At 46.0% G+C, this 22164-nt stretch carries 13 protein-coding genes and 1 riboswitch; of the genes, 3 read left to right on the top strand and 10 right to left on the bottom strand.

Going from position 1 to position 22164, the window contains the following annotated elements; all coding sequences use genetic code 11:
* Positions 1 to 36: 36 nt before the first annotated feature.
* From addA to pyrR, 10 genes are all read right to left on the bottom strand, one after another.
* Positions 37 to 3807, bottom strand: a complete 3771-nt coding sequence (gene addA / locus FFM64_RS03920) for a helicase-exonuclease AddAB subunit AddA (RefSeq protein ID WP_137606691.1) — start codon at positions 3805 to 3807, stop codon at positions 37 to 39.
* Positions 3791 to 7381, bottom strand: a complete 3591-nt coding sequence (locus tag FFM64_RS03925) for a PD-(D/E)XK nuclease family protein (RefSeq protein WP_137606692.1) — start codon at positions 7379 to 7381, stop codon at positions 3791 to 3793. Before FFM64_RS03925 ends, addA begins: the two co-directional genes overlap by 17 nt.
* Before the next feature lie 155 nt (positions 7382 to 7536).
* Complete coding sequence (gene pyrE, locus FFM64_RS03930) at positions 7537 to 8175, bottom strand: orotate phosphoribosyltransferase (protein WP_137606693.1); 639 nt, start codon at positions 8173 to 8175, stop codon at positions 7537 to 7539.
* Entirely contained in the window at positions 8168 to 8890 is a 723-nt protein-coding gene (gene pyrF / locus FFM64_RS03935; RefSeq protein ID WP_137606694.1) for an orotidine-5'-phosphate decarboxylase, read from the bottom strand. Before pyrF ends, pyrE begins: the two co-directional genes overlap by 8 nt.
* Entirely contained in the window at positions 8887 to 9804 is a 918-nt protein-coding gene (locus FFM64_RS03940) for a dihydroorotate dehydrogenase (RefSeq protein WP_137606695.1), read from the bottom strand. The genes pyrF and FFM64_RS03940 overlap by 4 nt, the downstream gene beginning before the upstream one ends.
* Before the next feature lie 19 nt (positions 9805 to 9823).
* Positions 9824 to 13000, bottom strand: a complete 3177-nt coding sequence (gene carB, locus FFM64_RS03945) for a carbamoyl-phosphate synthase large subunit (protein WP_137606696.1) — start codon at positions 12998 to 13000, stop codon at positions 9824 to 9826.
* Positions 12993 to 14087, bottom strand: coding sequence for a carbamoyl phosphate synthase small subunit (locus FFM64_RS03950; RefSeq protein WP_137606697.1), 1095 nt, complete (start codon positions 14085 to 14087; stop codon positions 12993 to 12995). Before FFM64_RS03950 ends, carB begins: the two co-directional genes overlap by 8 nt.
* A complete protein-coding gene (locus FFM64_RS03955) occupies positions 14084 to 15376 on the bottom strand; it encodes a dihydroorotase (RefSeq protein WP_137606698.1) in 1293 nt (430 codons plus the stop codon). The genes FFM64_RS03950 and FFM64_RS03955 overlap by 4 nt, the downstream gene beginning before the upstream one ends.
* Complete coding sequence (locus FFM64_RS03960; RefSeq protein ID WP_137606699.1) at positions 15360 to 16316, bottom strand: aspartate carbamoyltransferase catalytic subunit; 957 nt, start codon at positions 16314 to 16316, stop codon at positions 15360 to 15362. The genes FFM64_RS03955 and FFM64_RS03960 overlap by 17 nt, the downstream gene beginning before the upstream one ends.
* 133 nt (positions 16317 to 16449) lie before the next feature.
* Positions 16450 to 16992, bottom strand: a complete 543-nt coding sequence (gene pyrR, locus FFM64_RS03965; protein ID WP_137606700.1) for a bifunctional pyr operon transcriptional regulator/uracil phosphoribosyltransferase PyrR — start codon at positions 16990 to 16992, stop codon at positions 16450 to 16452.
* A gap of 489 nt (positions 16993 to 17481) precedes the next feature.
* On the opposite strand from pyrR, the gene FFM64_RS03970 reads away from it, so the two are divergent.
* The 3 genes from FFM64_RS03970 (at position 17482) to FFM64_RS03980 (ending at position 22141) form a co-directional block, all read left to right on the top strand.
* Complete coding sequence (locus FFM64_RS03970; protein ID WP_137606701.1) at positions 17482 to 19071, top strand: PucR family transcriptional regulator; 1590 nt, start codon at positions 17482 to 17484, stop codon at positions 19069 to 19071.
* 100 nt (positions 19072 to 19171) lie between these two features.
* Positions 19172 to 19270: riboswitch (purine riboswitch) on the top strand.
* 57 nt (positions 19271 to 19327) lie between these two features.
* The gene (locus tag FFM64_RS03975; RefSeq protein WP_137606702.1) at positions 19328 to 20665 is read left to right on the top strand and encodes a nucleobase:cation symporter-2 family protein; all 1338 of its coding nucleotides are present in this window, start codon (positions 19328 to 19330) and stop codon (positions 20663 to 20665) included.
* A gap of 171 nt (positions 20666 to 20836) precedes the next feature.
* The gene (locus FFM64_RS03980) at positions 20837 to 22141 is read left to right on the top strand and encodes an NCS2 family permease (RefSeq protein ID WP_137606703.1); all 1305 of its coding nucleotides are present in this window, start codon (positions 20837 to 20839) and stop codon (positions 22139 to 22141) included.
* Positions 22142 to 22164 lie beyond the last annotated feature (23 nt).

Below are 22164 nucleotides of genomic sequence, written 5' to 3' on the forward strand. Positions count from 1 at the left end.
AAGCACCAAAAAAGCGCCAACTACGGCGCTTTTCGTTTACACATTTTTAGGAACGGGAATCAATTTTTGTTGAGTCAATGAATATAAATATTGACCAGCGACTTTTTGAGGCGCGTACATTGACGCTAAGGCAGCCGCATATAGCTTAACCTGACCCGTGTAGCGTTTCAACAACGCAGTGGGGTTGGTAACATGATCGGTCTTATAGTCAAATAAAATCAGCCCATCATCAGTTTCCAAATAACCATCAATAATCCCATGAATCAGAATTTTATTGGGATCATCTTTAGAAAAGTCATCGAATAACCGCCAAGTTGGCATCAATAATGAAAATGGCACTTCACGGTGAACCTGATCAGGCGCTGCTAAAATCTGTTGGCCCAAGTCACTCGCATAAAATCCTACTACTGAGTCAACATTAATTAACTTGGCCACTGCCTCAGTCAAAATGTTTTTCGCCACCAGTGCCGCAACAGTCGTTGCCACCACATCAGTCGTAACCGGTGCACCTAATGGTAACTGTTCCAACACAAGATGGGTCGCACTGCCGACTTCCGCCCCCGTTGGCGCTTGGGCGGTTTGTAGAAATTGTGGCGTCGCCAACTCATCCGCCACGTAGCGACTACTTGGTCGTGCTTGTGCAACGCTAACGGTTGGATTAGCTTGCATCAACGGCGTATCTGGATCTTCGAAGACCCGTTTAACTTCGGAAACCGACTGATAAGCAGTCGTGGCTGTGGCAACCTGATCCGGGTACTGAAAGTTCAATAAGTGTTGAATTTGCTGCTGGGTCACTTGATCGACGTCAACCTCAAGATTGGCCTCAACTAATTCAACTGCACTTGGCGTCTCAGCATCCTTGGGTGTCGCCTGCGGAGCAGTTTTACCAACCGAAGTTGGATCGCCTAACTCAATTGAAAGCTTGGTTTGATCCTGAGCCAATGAATAGGCCGGCTGTTCGCCATCCCAATAAGCTTTCAAATCAGGATGCCGAATCAACGTCATCCCTAGCCAGTCAAGGTCGCTTTTAGCCATAATCCGCGCTTGGGCATTCAGGACGAGTCGGCCATCAGCCAGCACTTGGCGCCATTTTTTGGTTGCGACATCAATAGATTCAACCGTCCCAACCAAGTATAATTGTTGCTCCGCCCGGGTGATGGCAACATACAACTTCCGCATTTCTTCGGCTCGTAATTTTTGACTCACAACTTGTTGCGTCAATAAGCGTGGTAAGGTTGGATATTTCACTCGCGTTTTCGGTTCCAAGTAAGTAATCCCAATACCAGCTTCCCGGTCCAACAAGGCCGATTGGCGCGTATCACTCTGGTTGAATTGCTTGTCCAAATCCATAATGAAGACAACCGGATATTCCAGCCCCTTACTCCCATGAATCGTCATCACACTGACTGCTTCCGTTTCAGTCTCTGAAACCGCAGCCGCCAAATCTTGATCTTTCTCCTGCATCCGTTTAATAAATCGAACGAATTGAAATAACCCTTTAAAGCTACCTTCTTCATAGGTGTGCGCCCGTTCATACAGGGCATTCAAATTTGCTTGACGTTGCTTACCAGCGGGCATGCCACCAACGTAATCCAAGAAACCGGTACGTTCGTAGATTCGCCAGATTAACGTCACAAGTTGATTCCGTCGTGCTAAGTCACGAAATTCCGTGAGTTGCGTCATAAAACGATCAACTTTAGCATAAATCTGATCACCATAGGTCTCATGTTCACGCGCCGGATACGCGTCATAGAAATCTTGCAAGGCTTGGAAATAATCACTGGTTTTATTTTGAATGCGTAAATAAACCAATTGATTTTCGTCCAGTTCCACCATCGGAGACCTTAAAACAGCCACTAACGGAATATCCTGATATGGATTATCAATCACACTCAGCAATGCCATCATGATTCGAATTTCAGTCGTTTGAAAATAGTTTTGCGCATCATTGACCACGATTGGAATCTGTAGTCGTTTAAAAATATCAATAATCGTCAAATTGTGATTTCTGGTTGGAACTAATAAAGCCGCATCACTATAGCGAAATGGCCGATAAGTTTTAGTTTGGCGATCATAAATAGGCCGATCCTGCGCCTTTAATGCCAGAATCTTTTGGGCTACCATGGTGATACTGCCCTCAGACGGATCATCAATTGAAAAGTTATCTGAATCGACGTCATCATCAGGTTCAGCAGCCTTTTCACCAGATTGGTACAACAACAAACTGGTTGTTTGGGCTAAATCAGCCGGATAATCCTTAGGACCGTACTTCAACTTTGCGGCGTCATCGTATTCAATTTGACCAACCGGCTCATCCATCAGCTGACTAAAAATCAAATTTGCCAAATTATCGATATTTTCAACCGAGCGGAAGTTTTCAGCCAACACGATGCGATCGCCATGGTCGGGATTTTCACCATAATCTTGATATTTATGCAAGAATAATAAGGGATCCGCCAACCGAAATTGATAGATCGACTGTTTGACATCGCCCACCATAAACATGTTACCAGGAGCTTTTCGCGCCAATAGTTGCAAGATTGTTTCTTGCAAACTATTAATATCCTGATATTCATCGACCATAATTTCATCGAACTGCGCCCGTAATTGTGCTAAGGCACCCTGCCCACTATCATCAGTACTCGTTAAAATTTGTAACGTTAAATGTTCCAGATCACTGAAATCCAAAACATGTCGTTGGCGCTTTTCAGCGGCAAAAGCTTCCTTAAATGCCAAGGTTGCTTTAACGAGTTCAGTGACTAATTCCGCTGACCCGTGCATGATCGCCAGAATTTGGGATTCATCCGCGGCAAAATAACTTTCAGTGAGCTGTTTGATCTGATCCTTAACGGTTTGTACCAGTTGCCCGACATTAGCCGCGGCACTCGTTCGCAACGGTTCATCTTTGTACGTTTTCTTCATGCGACCAAATTTGAACGACGCCACCTGATCACGCAACTCATTCCAACTGGCTGTCGTGAGTGCCGATTGTAGCTTTTCCACATCATGCTGGGCAGCCGTTAATGCTTTAATTGTTTTATCCTCTAGCTCACCATCCTGAGCCACGGCAATTGCCTGTGTTAAATTCGCTTGCATCTGCTGACAAGCTTGACTCAACAATGGCAATAACTTCGTTTGATAAAAATTCGATGCCGTCACAGTTGGCGTTTCGATAGCATAGGTTGCTGGTAATTCTTTGAGCCACTTAATAGGGTCAGGCGTTGACTGTGCAAAATCAAATAGGCGCATGATGAGTGCACTCAGACCATCATCACTGCGATCATTTGAAAAGTTCGCTGTTAACTGAGCAAATAACTGGCCATCCTCGGCATACAGTTTTTCACGAACATCGCTCCACACTTGGTCGCGGATGAGCAATCCTTCAGTATTATCCGTCAACAAGCGAAAAACGGGATCTAAGTCGATGACGTAATAATAGCGTTGAATCAGCCGCAAACAAAATGCATCCAAGGTACTAATATTGGCTACACCTAATAGGCTGAGTTGTTGTCGTAACCGTTGAATTTCCGGTGACGTTGTCGTCTTTCCCGTGGCCTCATTTAGCAAGGTTGACAACTTTGCGTTAAGTTGATTCTCCAATTTCTGTTTCATGTGTTTGGCGGCCAAATTGGTAAAAGTCACAATTAAGAGCTGGTCCACGTTTGTGCCAGCTTCAATTTTACGCATGATGCGTTCAATCAACACCGTTGTTTTCCCCGAACCGGCGGAGGCGGAGACGAGTAAATTGTTATCTTTTTGTTCAATTGCCGCTTGTTGACTAACTGTAAACTTAGTCATTTTGGACACCTCCAGTTGCGATTCGGTCTAAAACTTCGCTCGGCGTGAGCGGCTGTAGATCATGATAATTATTTTCAGGTAACATGGCATCAAACTGCATAATTGCCAAATATGGTGAATATTGCAAAGCGGTTCGCTTGTCGTTCAATCGCATCGGATTTAAATCCAATGAGCCCGCAAAAATCGCGGCGGCCGCTTCAATGATTAACTGTTGATTATGCCGAATCAATTGAGTTAACTGCTTTTCTGTCACCAAGGACGGCGTACGGGTATTCGCATGATTATAAGCACCAGAAGCTTTTCGACGGAATGGGTAGATTTTTGACACACCCGTCTGCTGTTGCAAATCAGTATCTAGCTTCTCCAACAACTCTGGATCGTCTAGCAAAATTCCCTTATACTTGTTGGCCTTCAACATTGCGGCTTCAAAGCCCGTTTTAACATCACTAGGTTTAAGCGTTGGATTTTGAATATGCATGTATAATGCGCCCGCTAATTTCACTTTAGCTTGTGGGTCAGCGACAATTTCGTGTTCATTACGCAAAACCGCATCCAAATAGGTCAACATTTGCATCGCAATGCCATAATAGGCTTCTTGGAAATCGAAGCGATGAACCGAGGATTTGTAATCAACAATTCCCAGATAACGTTGATCCGCAACTTGAATTTGGTCTAAGCGGTCAATCTTGCCACGCACATGGACACTATGTTGCGCATCCACTTGAAAATCTAATGCCTTGAGCCCCTGTTCTTTACCAACATTTCCAAATAATAATTCAGTCTGTTCAGGCTGGGCAGCCGAACGCAACCCCTGATTGCGAATTGCGTAGGCAATTTGGCTCACCGTATTAATTAATTGTTGGCGTAAATAAGCCATCCGGTTTGAACTCGATAAAATCATGAACTGTGGTTGTGCCAAAACTTCTGTCGTAATTTGGCCGAGGTAATGTTCCAACTGTGGGTCTGTCAGGTTAGCTAATGTTAATTGATCCGCTCGAACCGCTTTGACTAAACCATCTAGGACGGCATGGAAAAATTCACCGGTACTAGCCGCTGACAGTTCAAAGACATCACGCTCTTGCAACTTGAGTCCGTACTTCAAGAAATAGGCGTAACGATTGCGATAAAATTCTTCTAGTTTTGAAATTGAGGTATAAATTTGCGTGCCATAGAGTGCCTTAACAGACTCAGGTTTTAACGGCACTGGAATATTGCGATAGCTTAGCCCCGCCAACAGCTGTTGTGCTAATGGCCCAAATTCAAGGTCATTGGTCAATTGTTTGCGTAACCAAACCCAGATTGGTGCTGGCCGCAATGGCTCACCAACCCGATTACGATCCGTATTTGCCGTCAAAACATCCCGGTAAACTTGGATCACATGCGTCATCGTCCGCCGTTTCGTCCCTACAAAGGCGCCAATCTTAGTCGCCGTTGGGTCTGGCGTCCCTAAATAAATCGCTGTTGGTAGCTTAAAATGTTGTTGAATCTGTTTAATATAGTTAGATAATCCCAATTCAGTTTCCTGATCATCCTTCAATGGTGCGCTGAAAATCAGCCGTTCTGTCCCATTCATAAAAGCCAAGTAATTCAAACAACGCTCATCGCCTAATTGAATCACGGCCGAATCACTCAAATAATGGTCACCATCCAATTGATCGATATCTGGTTGCAAGGCTGCTTTATCAACATCACTCAACAAATCATTGGTCATAATTCGGTCCGGCATCACCAGATCCGTGGCACCAATCATAAAGACAATCTTGCGTTGCTGACTCTGGACCATGCCACTTTCAGAAATCAAGACCTGATCTAAGGTCGATGGAATTTGCGAATAACTGGCTCCTTCAAAACCGGCTTGCAATAAGGCTAGAAAATCAGTCAGTTCAAACGGCTCGTTTCCAAGTAACGTCACAAATTCATCTAACATATTACAGAAAGCTTGCCAAGTCTGTTCGGGTTCAGCCGCCGCAGCCACGTCTTGTTGGGCTAACGCTTGATCACGCCAAACCATCAACTGCCGATCAACCCCATTTTTGGTCAGAAAATCAACCAAAATCGTGGCAGCTGCCCGGCCATCTTTGGCGGCAGCGATTTTTTTGAAGAATGGTGGAAAAATTGCCGCTACAAAATGATGGATTAGATTAATCTGCTTGGTAATCGCTGCATTTTCGTCGGTTTCCACACCGGCATCACCGGCTGTAAACTGGAAATATTGCCAATCGGCCTTCTCCAACCAGCGCTGCCCAGCATAACCACTCTTTAAAATAAAGTTTTCCGTCAAATCAACGGCCTGACGATAAGCTTTGCGTGACATCGGTTGACCGTCAACCACTGGAATCAACAACTCTGTCTTCAACACCCGCATGACATCTCGGTATTGATAGTGGTTCGCATCTAAGTCAAATAACGCCCCAATCAACTCCACTAACGGATGGTCGGCCATCGAACGCTGTAAGTCGACAAAATACGGCACTTGCTGCGTTTGAAAAATTGGCGCTAACATCGTTTGATAACTCGTTAAATGCCGTGTAATCACTAAGAAATCACGATAACGATAGTGTCCTGACGCAACCAATTGGCGGATCTGACGGGCCACCTGAGCTAATTCCGTCTGCCGACTATCCGTCCGAAAAAGACTTAAGGCTGTATTTTTAGGTTCCTGTCCACTGGCATGTTGCGGCTGCCCACGCCAATAATCATCTAGCGCGGCTAATCCTGGACTGACACGCGTCTGAGTCGCTTTGATATCCATACCAACATGGATTTTACGGACCTGTGCATACTGAAATAATCGATAATACAAGCGGCCGGTTTGATAAAACAAACTGCCGTTTTCAGGTAATTGCTGTGTGACCGCCTTGTCCAACATCAAACTGATGGTCACTTGTGCCCCGCGTTCCAACATCGTGGTGATGAGCGCCTGTTGCTGTCCAGGCAATTGGGCAAATCCCGCTAATTCCAAATAAACGTGCATCTTACTTAAATCCTGGTGTTGCAGATAAGTATTCAATTGAGCCAAAATATCCGCCGGCTTCAAATACTTTCCCGCCGTGGCCGTCACAAAATCACTGTATACAATCGCTAAATCATGTAATTTGGCTTGCAAATCCCCTGCTGGTGCTTGCACGGCCAGTTGGGTGACTTCTTCCGGCGTCAAATTAGCCGTCTGTAACTCATTAATTTCTTTAGCCAGTTGGGTAATAAAACCCGTCTGCGAGACCTCGCCGCCAAATAATCGGAGTTCCTCCGCGTGTGCCCGCAAGATTCGATAGAGTAACATATCAATCCCAGCTGCCGATAGCCGCGGCACTTGATAAGCGGCCTCATTTTTCATCAAATACCAAGCCAGTCGCGTAAAGGAAAAGACCTGTACCTGTGTCTGCGCGTATAATTGATGATTTTGACCGGTTGCCTGTGCCAATTGATTTAAGACATCCACTTCTGTATCGAACTTAATATGGTTCGGCACCAAATAAAAAAATTGTTCATCAGTATGAGCCGTCTTTAACGCCACAACCAGTTGTTGTACCATTGTTTGGCGATGGTCATACTGTGCCGAACCCAGCACGAATTGTAAACTCACGATTAGTTCCTCCTTTAATCTGAACAAACGTTCTATGTAATTATGTCTCATTATCGCATATTTAAGCGACCAAAAACAGCGACGTTATTTAGAATTTTTCCCGCCAATTAGCCACGAAAAAAGGACTCGACAATTGTCGAATCCTTTAAGGCAATCTAGTGTTGCGCACCCCAACTGGCGGGATCTTGACGCCAAGCATGTAGCGAGGCTAAATCGTCAGCGGTAATTTCATCAGCCTGGCGAGCCACCTCAATCAAGCTGGTGTAATTCGTCAAACTAAACAGTGGCAGGTTAGCAGCTGCAAAGTTCTCCGTCGCTGCTGCTAATTGATAGCTAAAGATTGACCCAACAGCTTGAATATCGCCGCCAGCCGCTTGAACAGCTTTCGCTGCCTGCAGGACACTGCCCCCAGTTGAAATCAGATCATCTAACATAACGACTTTTTCGCCCGGCTTCAAGACACCTTCAATCTGACGTCCAGCACCATGATCCTTTGGCTTAGAACGAACATAAATCAACGGTAAATCCAGAATTTGTGCGACCCAGGCGGCATGTGGAATACCCGCAGTTGCGACGCCCGCAATCACCGCCGTCGCTGGATATTGTTCGCGAATAATCGCGGCAATTCCTTCAGCAATATGAGTCCGCACATCCGGATATGAAATCGTTAACCGATTATCCGTATAAATCGGACTATGCATCCCACTCGCCCAAGTAAATGGCTCGTTTGGTCGTAACGTCACGGCCTGAATTCGTAATAGATCACTGGCGATTGTTGCTGCAATTTTAGTCATTTGCTGCACTCCATTCTGTCAAAATCTGTTGATACGCTCGCACGGCATTTTCTGCTTGCGTGATTGGGCGACCGACAACTAAACCATTGCTGCCGGCTTTAGCGGCGGCGGTCGGTGTCATCACGCGCTGTTGGTCGTCAGCTGCCGCAGTGGCCGGCCGAATCCCTGGGGTGATGGCAATAAAGTCGGTCCCTACCGCCGCATGAATCGCGCCAACTTCTTGTGCGGAGCAAATCACCCCATCACAATCGCTGGCCTGCGCTAACTCAGCATAGTGAACCACACTGGCTTGCACCGTGCCGGGAATTTGTTGATCAGTGTTTAACATGGCTTGATTCGTCGAAGTTAATTGCGTTATCGCTAATAACTTTGGTGCAGGTAACCCTTGTTCCGCGGCACCGGCAACTAAACCACGCTTCGCCGCCGCCAACATCACATGGCCGCCAGCCGCATGGACCGTCGTATACCGAACTCCCAAGCGACCAATCACGCGCATCGCCGATTCAACCGTATTGGGAATATCATGCAATTTTAAATCAAGGAACACGGCATGACCACGCGCCTCGATGGCTTGGACAATCTGTGGCCCAGCCGCATAAAATAATTCCATCCCGATTTTGACCGTTAATTTGGTAGTCGCTGGAAATTGGTCTAAAAAGACCAAGGCTTGCGCTGCTGTCGGAAAATCCAAGGCAATAATAACTGGTCGACTCATCCTTGTACCTCCGCAATCAACTCACTCAAACTCGACATGCCATACTTGTCCATCGCTGCTGGTAGACCGGCAATAATGTCGGTACAGGCGGTCGGGTGCCCATAAGTGGCTGCACCCACTTGGACGGCATTGGCACCAGCCAAGTAAAACTCCAAGACATCCGCTGGTGTGAAGACGCCGCCAACCCCAATAATTGGTAACTTCGTTTGTTGACGAACGTCATGAATCATCCGCACAGCCATTGGATGCAGTGCCTTACCTGACAAACCACCCGTGCCGTGCGCTAAAATCGGCCGACGAGTCTTCAGGTCGATTCCCATGCCAGTTAACGTATTGATCATCGTTAATCCAGCAGCACCACCAGCTTCAGCAGCAGCAGCAATCGGCACAATATCCGTCACATTTGGGGTTAACTTCATAAACACAGGTTTATCGACCACAGCCACGATGGCTTGCGTCAAATCTTTAACTAGCACTGGATCCGTTCCAAATGCTAATCCACCGTGATCCACGTTCGGACACGAAATATTGATTTCTAATAACTCCACATTTGGTGCCGTCGTCATTTTTTGAGCGACAGCGACATATTCATCAAAGGTACTGCCGGCAACACTCCCAACAATCGGCAATGCCGGATAATGTTCAGCTAACCAAGGCAACTTTTCAGCGAGCACGTTGTCAATGCCGGGGTTCTTCAACCCAATCGCATTCAACCAGCCAGCCGTGGTTGGGGCCGTCGTCGGCCGTTGATTACCCTCGCGCGGTTCGGCTGTCGTCGACTTGATGACTAAGCCACCCAAAGCGCCTAAGTCCAATTGTGTCGCCATTGTTTGACCATAAGCGGCGGTACCGCTTGCGGGCATCACCGGATTTTTTAACGTGACGCCTGCTAAATTCACTGCTAATCGTTCCATGTCGATCCCCTTTTCGTGTTTATAAGGCTTGCGTGACAAATGATTGTGATTCTAAAACTTGTAAAATAGCTGCAACCGTATCAAGCGCCGTAAATAATGGAATATTATGCGCAATCGAGCTGTTCCGAATTAACGCCCCATCATCGGCCGCGTGTCCTTCATCTGAGACGGTATTGACCACCAATTGCACCTGACCGGCTTCCATTTGATGTAACAAATCGTGCTCACCACTATCGATCTTATCCACTACTTGTACCGGAATCGCTTGTTTTGTTAAATAACTCGCCGTGCCACTCGTCGCTAACAATTGATAACCTAGATTATGGAACCGTTGAGCCAATTTTAAGGCTTCCGGTTTGTCGTCATCCCGAACGGTAATTAAAACATTTCCGTGATTTGGCACATGCAATTTAGCCGCTTCAAAGGCTTTATACAGCGCCTTCGCCATCGTCGTATCGCTTCCCATGACTTCCCCAGTCGACTTCATTTCTGGTCCGAGCAAACTATCGACTTGGTTCAACTTCGAGAAGGAGAAGACTGGTGCTTTGACGTGCACGAGTGCGCCAGTTGGTGCCAAACCAGTTTGATAGCCCTGGCTTTCTAATGATTGCCCTAAAATAACGCGCGTCGCCACCTGGGCCATCGGAATACCCGTTACCTTGCTCAAGAATGGCACTGTCCGACTAGCACGTGGATTAACTTCAATGACATAGACTTGTTCATCGTGAATAACAAATTGAATATTCATCATGCCGACACAGTTCAAGCTAAGGGCTAATTGTTCGGTATATTTCACGATTTGATGTTGAACAGCCGCCGACAATGATTGGGGTGGATACACCGCCATCGAATCGCCGGAATGGACTCCAGCCCGTTCGATATGTTCCATAATGCCTGGGATTAAGACCGTCTGGCCGTCACAAATCGCATCCACTTCACACTCTTTACCAACCAAGTAGCTGTCAATTAAGACCGGATGATCGTGGGACACCTTGACCGCATTGTGCATGTAATAATCCAAGTCGGCTGGTTGCTTAACGATTTCCATCGCCCGCCCACCTAAGACATAACTTGGGCGTACTAATACGGGATAGCCAATCTTTTCAGCAATCTTTAGCGCGGTCGCTTCATCACTGGCGGTATCACCAGCAGGTTGTGGAATTTTGAGCGACTTGATTACTTTGTCGAATTCATCACGGTCTTCTGCTCGGTTCACATCCGTCACCGTCGTACCCAGAATCTTAACGCCGTGGGCTTCCAGCGGTGCCGCTAAATTAATCGCCGTTTGCCCACCAAATTGCACGATGACGCCAGTTGGTTGTTCGAGGTCAATCACGTTCATGACGTCCTCAATCGTCAGTGGTTCAAAATACAATTTGTCAGAAATTGAGAAATCGGTTGAAACCGTTTCAGGATTACTATTCATGATAATGGCTTCATAACCGGCTTTTTGAATCGCCTTAACAGAATGGACCGTGGCGTAGTCAAATTCAACGCCTTGACCGATACGAATTGGGCCAGAACCGAGGACTAAGACGGATGGTTTTTTAGTTACGAGGCTTTCATTCTCAGTCTCATAAGTCCCGTAATAATAAGGCGTTGTTGACGCAAATTCGCCAGCGCAAGTATCAACCATTTTATAGACGGGCATTAAATGATTAGTTTTTCGGAACTGACGCACTTCATCAATGGTTTCATTCCAGAAACTAGCGACGGTTTCATCGGCAAAGCCATTCCGTTTAGCAGTTGTGAGTACTGCTAAATCATCTTGGTGAGTCTGTAACTCACGTTCGATTTCAATCAAATGTAGCAACTTATCTAAGAAGAAGACATTGATTTTGGTAATCTCAGCCAAATCTTCAATCGTGTAACCCCGTCGAATCGCTTCGGCTAGGTAAAATAGCCGATCATCCTGAGCATGAATTAATTTATCACTCAGGGTATCATCGTCTACCTGAGCCAACGCCGGTTCATCAATGTAAGTCAGGCCAATTTCAAGCGACCGCACTGCTTTTAGCGTCGCTTCTTCAATGTTACGACCGATTGCCATGACTTCACCGGTGGCCTTCATTTGAGTCCCTAAGCGGCGATCCGCATGAGTAAACTTATCAAATGGCCAGCGTGGAATCTTGCAAACGACGTAATCCAAGGCGGGTTCAAATTCAGCGTAGGTCGTTCCCGTGACAGGATTTTTGATCTCATCCAAATGTAGCCCAACCGCAATTTTAGCCGCCATTTTGGCAATTGGATAACCAGTTGCTTTGGAAGCTAAGGCTGAAGACCGGCTGACCCGTGGATTTACTTCAATAATGTAATAGTTGAAACTATTCGGATCTAAGGCTAGCTGGACATTACAGCCCCCTTCGATCTTCAAGGCGCGAATAATCTTCAAGGACGCGTCCCGCAACATCTGTACTTCGCGATCGGCCAACGTTTGGACCGGCGCATACACAATCGAATCTCCTGTATGAATCCCAACTGGGTCGAAGTTTTCCATGTTGCAGACGACCATGGCGTTGTCTGCAGCATCGCGCATCACTTCAAATTCAATCTCCTTGTAGCCGGCAATGCTTTGTTCGATCAACACTTGCGTCACCGGTGAGAGCGACAAGCCATTTTCAGAAATAGTCCGTAATTCGGCTTCATCTTCAGCAATCCCACCACCGGTACCACCCATGGTGAAAGCTGGTCGCACAATCACTGGATAACCGGTCTTGGTGGCAAAGTCAACGGCCTCGTCCACCGTATAAGCAATCCCGGAGGCTGGCACTGGTTCCCCTAATTGCTTCATTAAAGCCTTAAATTGTTCCCGATCTTCGGCTTGATCGATGGCACTCAGTTTCGTACCCAACAACTCAATTTTGAGTTCGGTCAAAATGCCCGATTTCGACAATTCCATTGCCATGTTCAACCCTTGCTGTCCACCTAATGTTGGCAAAATGGCATCGGGATGTTCCTTACGTAAGATTTGTGAGACAAATTCTAACGTGATGGGCTCCAAGTAGACTTGGTCGGCAATTTCTTTGTCGGTCATAATGGTGGCTGGGTTGGAGTTTACTAAAACGACTTCATAACCCAGTTCTTTCAGAGCCAAACAGGCTTGCGTCCCAGAATAGTCAAATTCAGCGGCCTGACCAATGATAATTGGACCAGAACCGATCACCATAATTTTATGGATGTCTGTGCGTTTAGGCATTGAAATTGCTTCCTTTCCGGGCCGCTTCGTGGGCCGCCATTAAATCAATAAATTCATCAAAAATGTGATCCGCATCGTGTGGACCTGGCGCAGCATCTGGATGATACTGGACGGAGAATGCTGGATAGTTGCGGTGACGCACGCCTTCAACGGTGCCATCATTAATTTCCTCATGCGTGATCATTAAATCCGTTTTAGCGAGCGAGTCGCGATCGACCGCGTAGCCATGGTTTTGCGAGGTGAAGTCGATCCGGCCGGTGGCGATTTCGCGGACCGGATGATTAAAGCCGCGATGACCAAACTTCATTTTGAACGTATCCGCACCATTGGCTAAACAGAAGAGCTGATGGCCTAAACAAATCCCAAACAATGGGACTTTCTGTTCGACGGCTCGAATCATTTCCTGAGCACCCGGCACGTCTTTGGGGTCACCAGGGCCATTCGTTAACATCACCCCGTCTGGATTAAGCTCCAGAATTTCACCAGCAGTGGCGTTATACGGCAACACCGTTAAGTTACAGTGCCGTTTGGCCAATTCACGCAAGATTGAGTGTTTCAAGCCAAAATCAACGACGACGACATTCGGTCCAGTTGCTGGATTTGGATACGCATTATTGGTAGAACTTTCGGCCACTACCGCCGGATTCAAAACGGTCGCCTTTAATTGGGGCACCGTTTCAGGGGTCAGGTCATCTACGATCGTTGCTTTCATCGCACCCTTTTCGCGAATATGTTTCGTCACGGCCCGAGTATCAATATCGGCAATTCCTGGAATATTATTTTGTTTTAAGTAGTCATCTAAAGACATTTCACTCCGCCAATTACTAGCTCGGCGGGCTAATTCATGTACAACGACCCCTTTGCAACTAGGTTTAATTGATTCGTGATCGTCGCGATTGATGCCGTAATTCCCAATCAAGGGATAAGTAAACATGAGAATTTCGCCGTTATAAGATTGATCAGTGATCGATTCTTGATAACCGCTCATGCCAGTATTAAAGACGAGTTCGCCGACAGTGCCGGTGGTGGCCCCAAAGCCAGTCCCCGGATAGACGGTGCCGTCCGCTAAGACTAAATATCGTTTCATGCTTGCTGGTCCTTTCCATAAACCACTTGGCCGTCCACTAACGTCATCAAAACGTTGCCGTAAACGTGCCAGCCAATAAACGGTGAATTGTGGCCTTTCGAAACCATCTCGTCGGCCTTGATTTCATATTCATGTGCTAAATCGATAATCGCTAAATCCGCTGGTTGGCCTGGTGCCAAGCGCCCAGCACTTTTTAACCCAAACAGTTGCGCCGGTTTCGTACTCATCAAATCGACTAATTGGCCTAATGTGAACAGCTTTGTTTTAACCAAGGCCGTGTAAAGGGTAGCAAATGCGGTTTCCAGGCCAGTAATCCCAAACGCCGCCGTCTTCATGGAACCTTGCTTTTGGGCATCCGTATGCGGGGCGTGGTCGGTCGCAATCATATCGATCGTGCCATCAAGTAACCCGGCAATCAAGGCAGCGCGGTCTTTTGGTGACCGCAATGGCGGATTCATCTTCAACATTGGATTATCCATCGTAATATCCGCATCCGTCAGTAACAAATGATGCGGAGATACCTCGCAAGTCACGTTGATACCAGCCCGCTTGGCATCCCGAATCACGCGAACACTTTCTGCGGTTGAAACGTGACAAACGTGATAATGGACGCCACTGGCTTCCGCCAACAAGACATCGCGGGCAATTTGTGACGATTCGGAAATCCCCATGATACCGGGTAACCCGAGCTTGTCAGCGACGGGACCAGCGTTCATCACGCCACCCATCGTGAGGGAATCATCCTCAACATGGGCCGCTAAGGTAAGCCCAGCTTTAGCTGCGCCACACATCGCTTGATACATTGTGCCCGCCGTTTGAACGCCTGAGCCATCATTGCTGACAGCAAAAGCACCAGCTTTTTTCACACCATCGAAATCAACAAGTTCATCGCCCGTGCGGTTCGTTGTAATACTGGCATATTGGGCCACGTGGACGTGTGCCTTAGTTTGATTTTCAGCGACCATCAAGGCAATTTTTTCTGGCGTATCTGGGACCGGGTCAACATTTGGCATGGCGCCAATCGTGGTAAAGCCACCGTGAGCCGCTGCCATGGTGCCCGTTTCAATCGTTTCCTTTTCCGTCAATCCAGGATCGCGTAAGTGGACGTGGACATCAACCAACCCTGGTGTCACAAAGCGATCTGCTGCGCAAATTACATGGTCAGCAGAGCCATACTGTTGGTTCAAGTCATGTCCGATGGCTTTGATTAAACCATCTTCAATTAAAATATCTTGGGTCGTCAGTTGTTCAGCTTCTAAAATTTTGGCATTTTTAATTAAAGTTGACATTTGCCGCATCCTCCAATGTTTTAGCGTCTAGCAAACCTTGTTGAACTAAAATGTGTGAAACCATCGCCATACGCATATACATCCCATTCGTCATTTGCTGGAAAATTCGTGATTGTGGGGATTCTACTAAATCGCTAGCAATCTCTACGCCCCGATTCACAGGCGCCGGATGCATAATAATTGCTTGGGTCGGTAGCATGGCCGCCCGTGCCTCGGTTAAGCCATACCGCTGATGGTAAGTTGTCGCGTCAAACGTTTCATTATTAGTTTGCGTGAGGCGCTCATGCTGTACCCGTAATAACATCATGACATCGACCTGGCTGACTAACTCGTCAATTGGTAAATACGCGCCATATTTGGCAAAGTCAGCATTGAACCAAGCCTTGGGACCGCTAAAGTAAACCTTGGCGCCCAACTGTGTGAGCAAGGTCATATTGGAACGAGCGACCCGTGAGTGTTGTAAGTCACCAACAATCGCAACTTTCAAGCCGTTGAAATGACCAAATTCTTCATAAATAGTCAACATATCTAGCAGTGACTGCGACGGATGTTGACCACTACCATCGCCGGCATTGATCAGGCTCATCGGCAACTTCGCATCTAATAACGGTTGATAGTAAGCGTCTTGCGGATGACGAATAACCGCTAAATCCACGCCAATTGCTTGAATCGTTCGTAATGTATCCAGTAAACTCTCACCTTTGGTTACCGAACTCGTCTTTGGATCGAATGGAATGACTTGCATCCCTAGACGCCGCTCCGCCATTTCAAAACTGGTATGGGTCCGCGTACTATTTTCAAAAAACAAGTTCATGGCAAATGCTGGCCGGTTAAGCTTTACTGTTAAGCCATGCTTGAACGCTTGTGCCAAGTGAATAAAATGCATTACGTCTTCATTTGAAAATTGGTCCACACTCACAATATTAGTCATTGCTTGCATCTTTTTGCGTCTCCTTAGGTTTTAAAAAAGTCTAACCACCGTGCAAATAATGTTTTGCAAAGAGGTTAGACTCCGATTAAGACTGCCACGCATGACCAAACCGTTTCGTTCCTCTCTGGAAACAATTAAATGGTTAATTATTTAATTTTTCAATCGCAATACCGTCATGGCCGTCATGTTCTTCTAAGGCGACACTGACTTGTTCATCTAAAGCAGTTGGAATATTTTTACCAACAAAATCTGGGCGAATCGGTAATTCGCGGTGACCACGATCAACTAATACAGCCAAAGAAATCTTGGCGGGACGACCTTGGTCCATTAAGGCATCCAAAGCGGCCCGCACAGTCCGGCCGGTAAACAGGACATCATCAACTAAAATAATGTGTTTGCCATTAATATCAACGGGAATTTCAGCACCATTTAGTTTAGCTTGACCTTGCACATCAATCGCATGATGATCATCACGATACAACGTAATATCTAAGGAACCAACCGGCACGTCCACGCCTTCTAACTGCTTCAAGCGTTGAGCCAAACGTTGGGCTAAATAAATCCCCCTCGTTTTGATCCCAATAAAGACCAAGTTTCCGACCCCTTTGTTTTGCTCGATAATTTCATACGTGATCCGCGTTAGTGCGCGGCGCATCGTCATTGCATCAACGACTTCTCGTGCCATGTTAGTCAGCTCCATTTCTATTTGATGTTCACCGAGAGGAAGAAAAAAGAGTCCCCTGTTTTTTCCTGCGAAAAAGCTGGGAGACTCCTAGTTACCGTTCCCCTTATTAGCCTCACAGGACTAATTTAAAGGTGCTGTTTAATTGAAATAAGTGTAACCAAATGCAGCGTGACTGTCAAGGAAAAATCAGTGAAAGTCGCTGATTGTCACCCAGATGATTGCCGCTCGCGGTTATTGTCGGTAACGGGCGAACGAAAAACAAGTTCATGCCTGGAAACTTTGTCAAAACCGCAACTCTCCTGAAGTCCTCCCTCACAGCACACCGATTCTGACTGACGGCGCATCGCAGCCAAATCCATTTTAGTTAATAAGCAATTGCATCGATCAATTAATACACCTTTAATCATTTTTTCATTTAATTATAGTCAAACTGCCAAATTATCGGTATACTACTTGTGAAGGATAACTAATTTTAGGGGGGGAACGACCATGCGTTTACAAACATTATTAAATACGCCGTCAATGCGTCAGATGCGGGTAATCGCGGGAATACGCGGTCTTGACCGAGAAATTAATAATATCGGTATGATCGAATCACCAGATATTGCTGATTATTTGAAAGCGCATCAGTTTTTGATTACCAATGGCTACCCTTTTATTAACACCACAACCGATCCAACTGACTTAATTACTGCCATGCAAGACGCTGGTTGCGCCGGGCTTGGGTTCAAGGACCAACGTTACTTAGACCATATGCCTCAAGCAGTCTTAGAATTGGCAAATAAATTAGATTTCCCAATTATCGTGACGCCGGCTAAGGAACTCATTTCCGAAACCATGCGAAAAATGCTCACCATTATTTTAAAGTCACAAACGGATGAATTGAGTCGGATTGTTGCCGTTAACCAGACGCTGGCTGATTTCTTATTAAAAGATCCCACTCATGCGACGGTTCTTAATAAATGTAGTGAACTCATTGACCATCCGCTATTTCTCATGGATAGCCACTTTCGAGTTGTCAGTGCCTCACCGAGCCTGCCAATGACTCGTGATAGCCTCACCGACTACTTGCGCAACCAGACTCACATCGACTATTTCAATCTACATACTCGTCTGAATTTGACGTACAATCAGCAGCTGGTGACGATTATTCCACTGTTCTCGGCTTATAAAGAAAATAAAGCCTTTGTGGGTGTGCTCAACCTTGACGCAGCTAATTCGACGGATCAGATGCTGACCCAAGTCGTCATCAATACCTTAAGCTTCGTCAATAGCCGTGTCGACATGCTGAACGAATCGGCCTTCCGTAATCAAAGTGGCTTCTATTTGAATGTCATGGACGGGGGGATTTCAAATGACCTGATCAACAAGACGCTTAAAAATCGTCAAATTGATCCCACAACTAAATTTCACTGTGCCACCATTTTAGTGACCACTAATCACCAGAGCATCCTCAGCAATCATTTGCTGGAACAAGTCCAACAGCTAACGCTCTGGTTCATCAAGGAATTTCAAGCACCGGTCATTGCCTTTTCGCTCAAACAACAATTAGTCCTCCTCATTAATGATGAACAAAGCGCACAACATTTCTTAACGGCTTTGGTAGACTTCATTCAGCCTAAATTAGACAAACAAACTCGTTTAATCGCCGGTTACAGTTATTCAACCTTACCATTAACCGAACTTGCAACCATCTATAATGAAGCGGCTGAAGCTTTAGCACTGAGTCGAAATAGCCCCAACGCCGTCACGATCTATCGGCCAAAATATGTCAAAGAACTAATTTCATTGATTCCTGATAATGAAGCCACCTCTTTTGTGGAACGCGTCCTCGGTGGTCTAGTTGGTGGTGTCAGCGCCAATGAACAATTAAATTTATTAGACACACTCTACGGTTATTTTTATTATCATCAAAATATTGCTGAAGTGGCCGGTCATTTATCAATTCACCGCAACACTGTCATTTATCGCTTGAAAAAGATTGAGAAGATGCTAACACTGAACCTCGACGACCCCGAACAGACCCAAACACTTGAGATGGCCGTGATCCTTTGGCACAATCAAGCCCAGCAAAAGTGAACGTTTACATTTTTAAATTATTACCGTTTCCGGATTTTCACGAACATTAATTTGTTCGATTCTGATTGTCTTCGGTTTTTATCTATGTTAAGATTGTCCCATTCAAATACGAAAAATTGCCTATATAATGTCATGATATGGATGACGAGTTTCTACCCAGCGCCGTAAACGCTGGACTATAAGCAGACGAGGACATCCCGTTTGCCGGGGTGTCCTCTTTTTTAGGCAATTTCGCAGAGTTGAGGAGGAGAATTTTTTGAAAGAACCAGCTGCAACCCCTAAAATCTCCAACGTCAAAGCGGCGATTTTAGGTTTTCAACATTTGTTGGCAATGTATTCAGGTGACGTTTTGGTGCCGTTGCTTATCGGAGCCGCGTTACACTTTACGACCGAACAAATGACTTACTTAGTTTCAATCGACATTTTCATGTGCGGCATTGCCACATTCTTACAATTAAAACGAACGCCGATGACCGGGATTGGCTTACCCGTTGTCTTGGGCTGTGCCGTTCAAGCAGTCAATCCACTCATTCAGATCGGACAAACCTATGGATTAGGCACGATGTACGGCTCAATTATTGGTGCTGGTATCTTCATTTTCTTAATCGCCGGCTTATTTTCAAAAATTAAAAGCTTGTTTCCACCCGTTGTCACTGGTTCCCTGATTACAATCATCGGCTTCACTTTAATTCCAGTGGCCTTTGAAAACCTAGGCGGCGGTGATGCCACGGCTAAAAACTTCGGTAACTTACCAGCTTTAGGTATCGGCTTTCTGACGATTGCAATTATTTTATTAATTAGTGTTTTTGCTAAAGGCTTCATGAAATCCGTTGCCATTTTGGTCGGGATTCTAGTTGGGACACTGCTAGCCGGCATGTTTGGCATGGTATCGCTCAAGCCTGTGGCCGAAGCCAGCTGGTTTCATCTGCCAACCCTCTTCTACTTCGGCACGCCCAAATTTGAATGGTCTTCCATCTTGACCATGATTCTCGTGTCTTTGACAACGATGGTTGAATCGACCGGTGTGTTCTTCGCACTCGGCGATATTACCGGCCGGAAAATTGAAAGTGAAGATTTAAAACATGGCTACCGTTCCGAAGGGATTGCTGTCATTCTAGGTGGTTTGTTCAATACTTTTCCTTACTCAACCTTCTCCGAAAACGTTGGGGTATTGCAACTGTCTGGCGTTAAAACCCGCAAACCAATTTATTTCTCAGCTGCTTTCTTGGTGATTTTAGGACTCTTACCTAAAATCGGAGCCTTGGCAACCGTCATCCCTGACCCCGTCCTCGGCGGCGCAATGGTCGTCATGTTCGGAATCGTCGGGATTCAAGGCATTCGGATGCTGGCACAAGTAGACTTCCGGAATAACAACAACTTGCTGGTAGCCGCCGTTTCGATTGGTTTAGGTTTAGGCGTTACGGTTCGCACCAATATCTTCCAATTCTTACCAAGCTCCTTGCAGATTATGTTAGGCAACGGGGTCGTGGTTGGAAGTTTAGCCGCGGTTGGCCTAAATCTGTTATTTAATCGCCATGCCGTTGAAAAAACAGTTGATGAAGAATCAATTGGCTTAAATGAAGAAAACAATTAACTTTATAAAAAAATATTGACCGGTCCAGTCGCAACAATTGCGATTGGACCGGCCTTTTGTTTACATTGATTTTTATGATTTAAGCCTTACTACCTGTCAGCATAAAACCGGTATGTTATACTGGATAATTGTTGAATTGTTAACCTTTTATAATGTAAGGAGCGGGACAATATCTTAGAGCAATTATTTCATTTAAGGCAACGACGCACTTCCGTCCGAGCTGAACTCATTGGTGGTTTGACCACCTTCTTAGCCATGTCATATATTTTGGCGGTAAACCCCGAACTATTAGGCAGTACCGGGATGAACAAAACGGCGGTCTTCACGGCAACCGTGTTAGCCGCCATCGTTGGCTGTTTATTGATGGGACTGGTTGCTAATTTTCCAGTCGCCTTAGCACCCGGCATGGGCCTCAATGCCTTCTTCACGTACACCGTCGTGCAAGAATGGCATATTCCATGGCAAACTGCTTTGGCTGGTGTATTTGTCGCTGGGATGCTATTTATTTTATTAACACTCTCGAAGTTGCGTGATAAATTGATCAACTTGATTCCGAGTGCATTAAAATACGCCGTTTCAGCCGGTATTGGTCTCTTCATCGCCTTCTCCGGCTTGCAAACTTCTGGCATTATTGTTGCCAACAAGTCGAATGCCGTAGCGTTGGGCAATCTGCATAGTCCAACCGTCTTACTCGCAATCTTTGGGATTATCGTCGGGGTTATGCTGGTGACCGCGAATGTCACCGGTGGTATCTTCTGGGGCATGTTCATTACTGCCGTAGTCGGCATGATTTTTAAAGTCATTCCGCTGCCAACTGGTATTATCAGTGGTGTTCCAAGTGTTCAACCGATCTTTGGGCAAGCCGTCTTACATCTAACAGACATTAACTCATTTCAAATGATTATTGTGATCCTAACCTTCTTCATCATTGGCTTATTCGATACGTCAGGCACCTTAGTCGGGGTAGCAACTGAAGCCGGAATGGTCGATCACAAGACTGGTGAAGTTGACGGCGTTGGTAAGGCCTTATTCAGTGGCGCCTTGGCAACCACGATTGGCGCAATCTTCGGGACCTCTCCAACGACCGCCTATGTGGAATCAACTTCCGGGGTCGCGGTGGGTGCTCGGACCGGTTTATCCTCCGTTGTCGTCGCATTTTTATTCGCCGTTGCAGCATTTTTCTCACCCCTTTTAACCGTAATTACGTCGGCTGTCACAGCTTCCGCATTGATTATTGTCGGGATTTTAATGTTGTCAAATGTGCAATATATTGATTGGACGAAATTTGAAATTGCCGTTCCTGCCTTCTTTACCATGATTATGATGCTGTTAACTTACAGTATTTCTGAAGGCTTGGCTGTTGGTTTTATCTTCTACCCAATCACCATGACGGTCAAAGGTCGTTGGCGTGAAGTTAATGCGCTGATGTGGACAATGATGGTTGTCTTCATCGCTTACTTTGCTTTTGTGGCTTAAAAAATAGTTTACGATTTCATTAC

This window comes from Lactiplantibacillus daoliensis (assembly GCF_005405005.1).
Taxonomy (GTDB): domain Bacteria; phylum Bacillota; class Bacilli; order Lactobacillales; family Lactobacillaceae; genus Lactiplantibacillus; species Lactiplantibacillus daoliensis.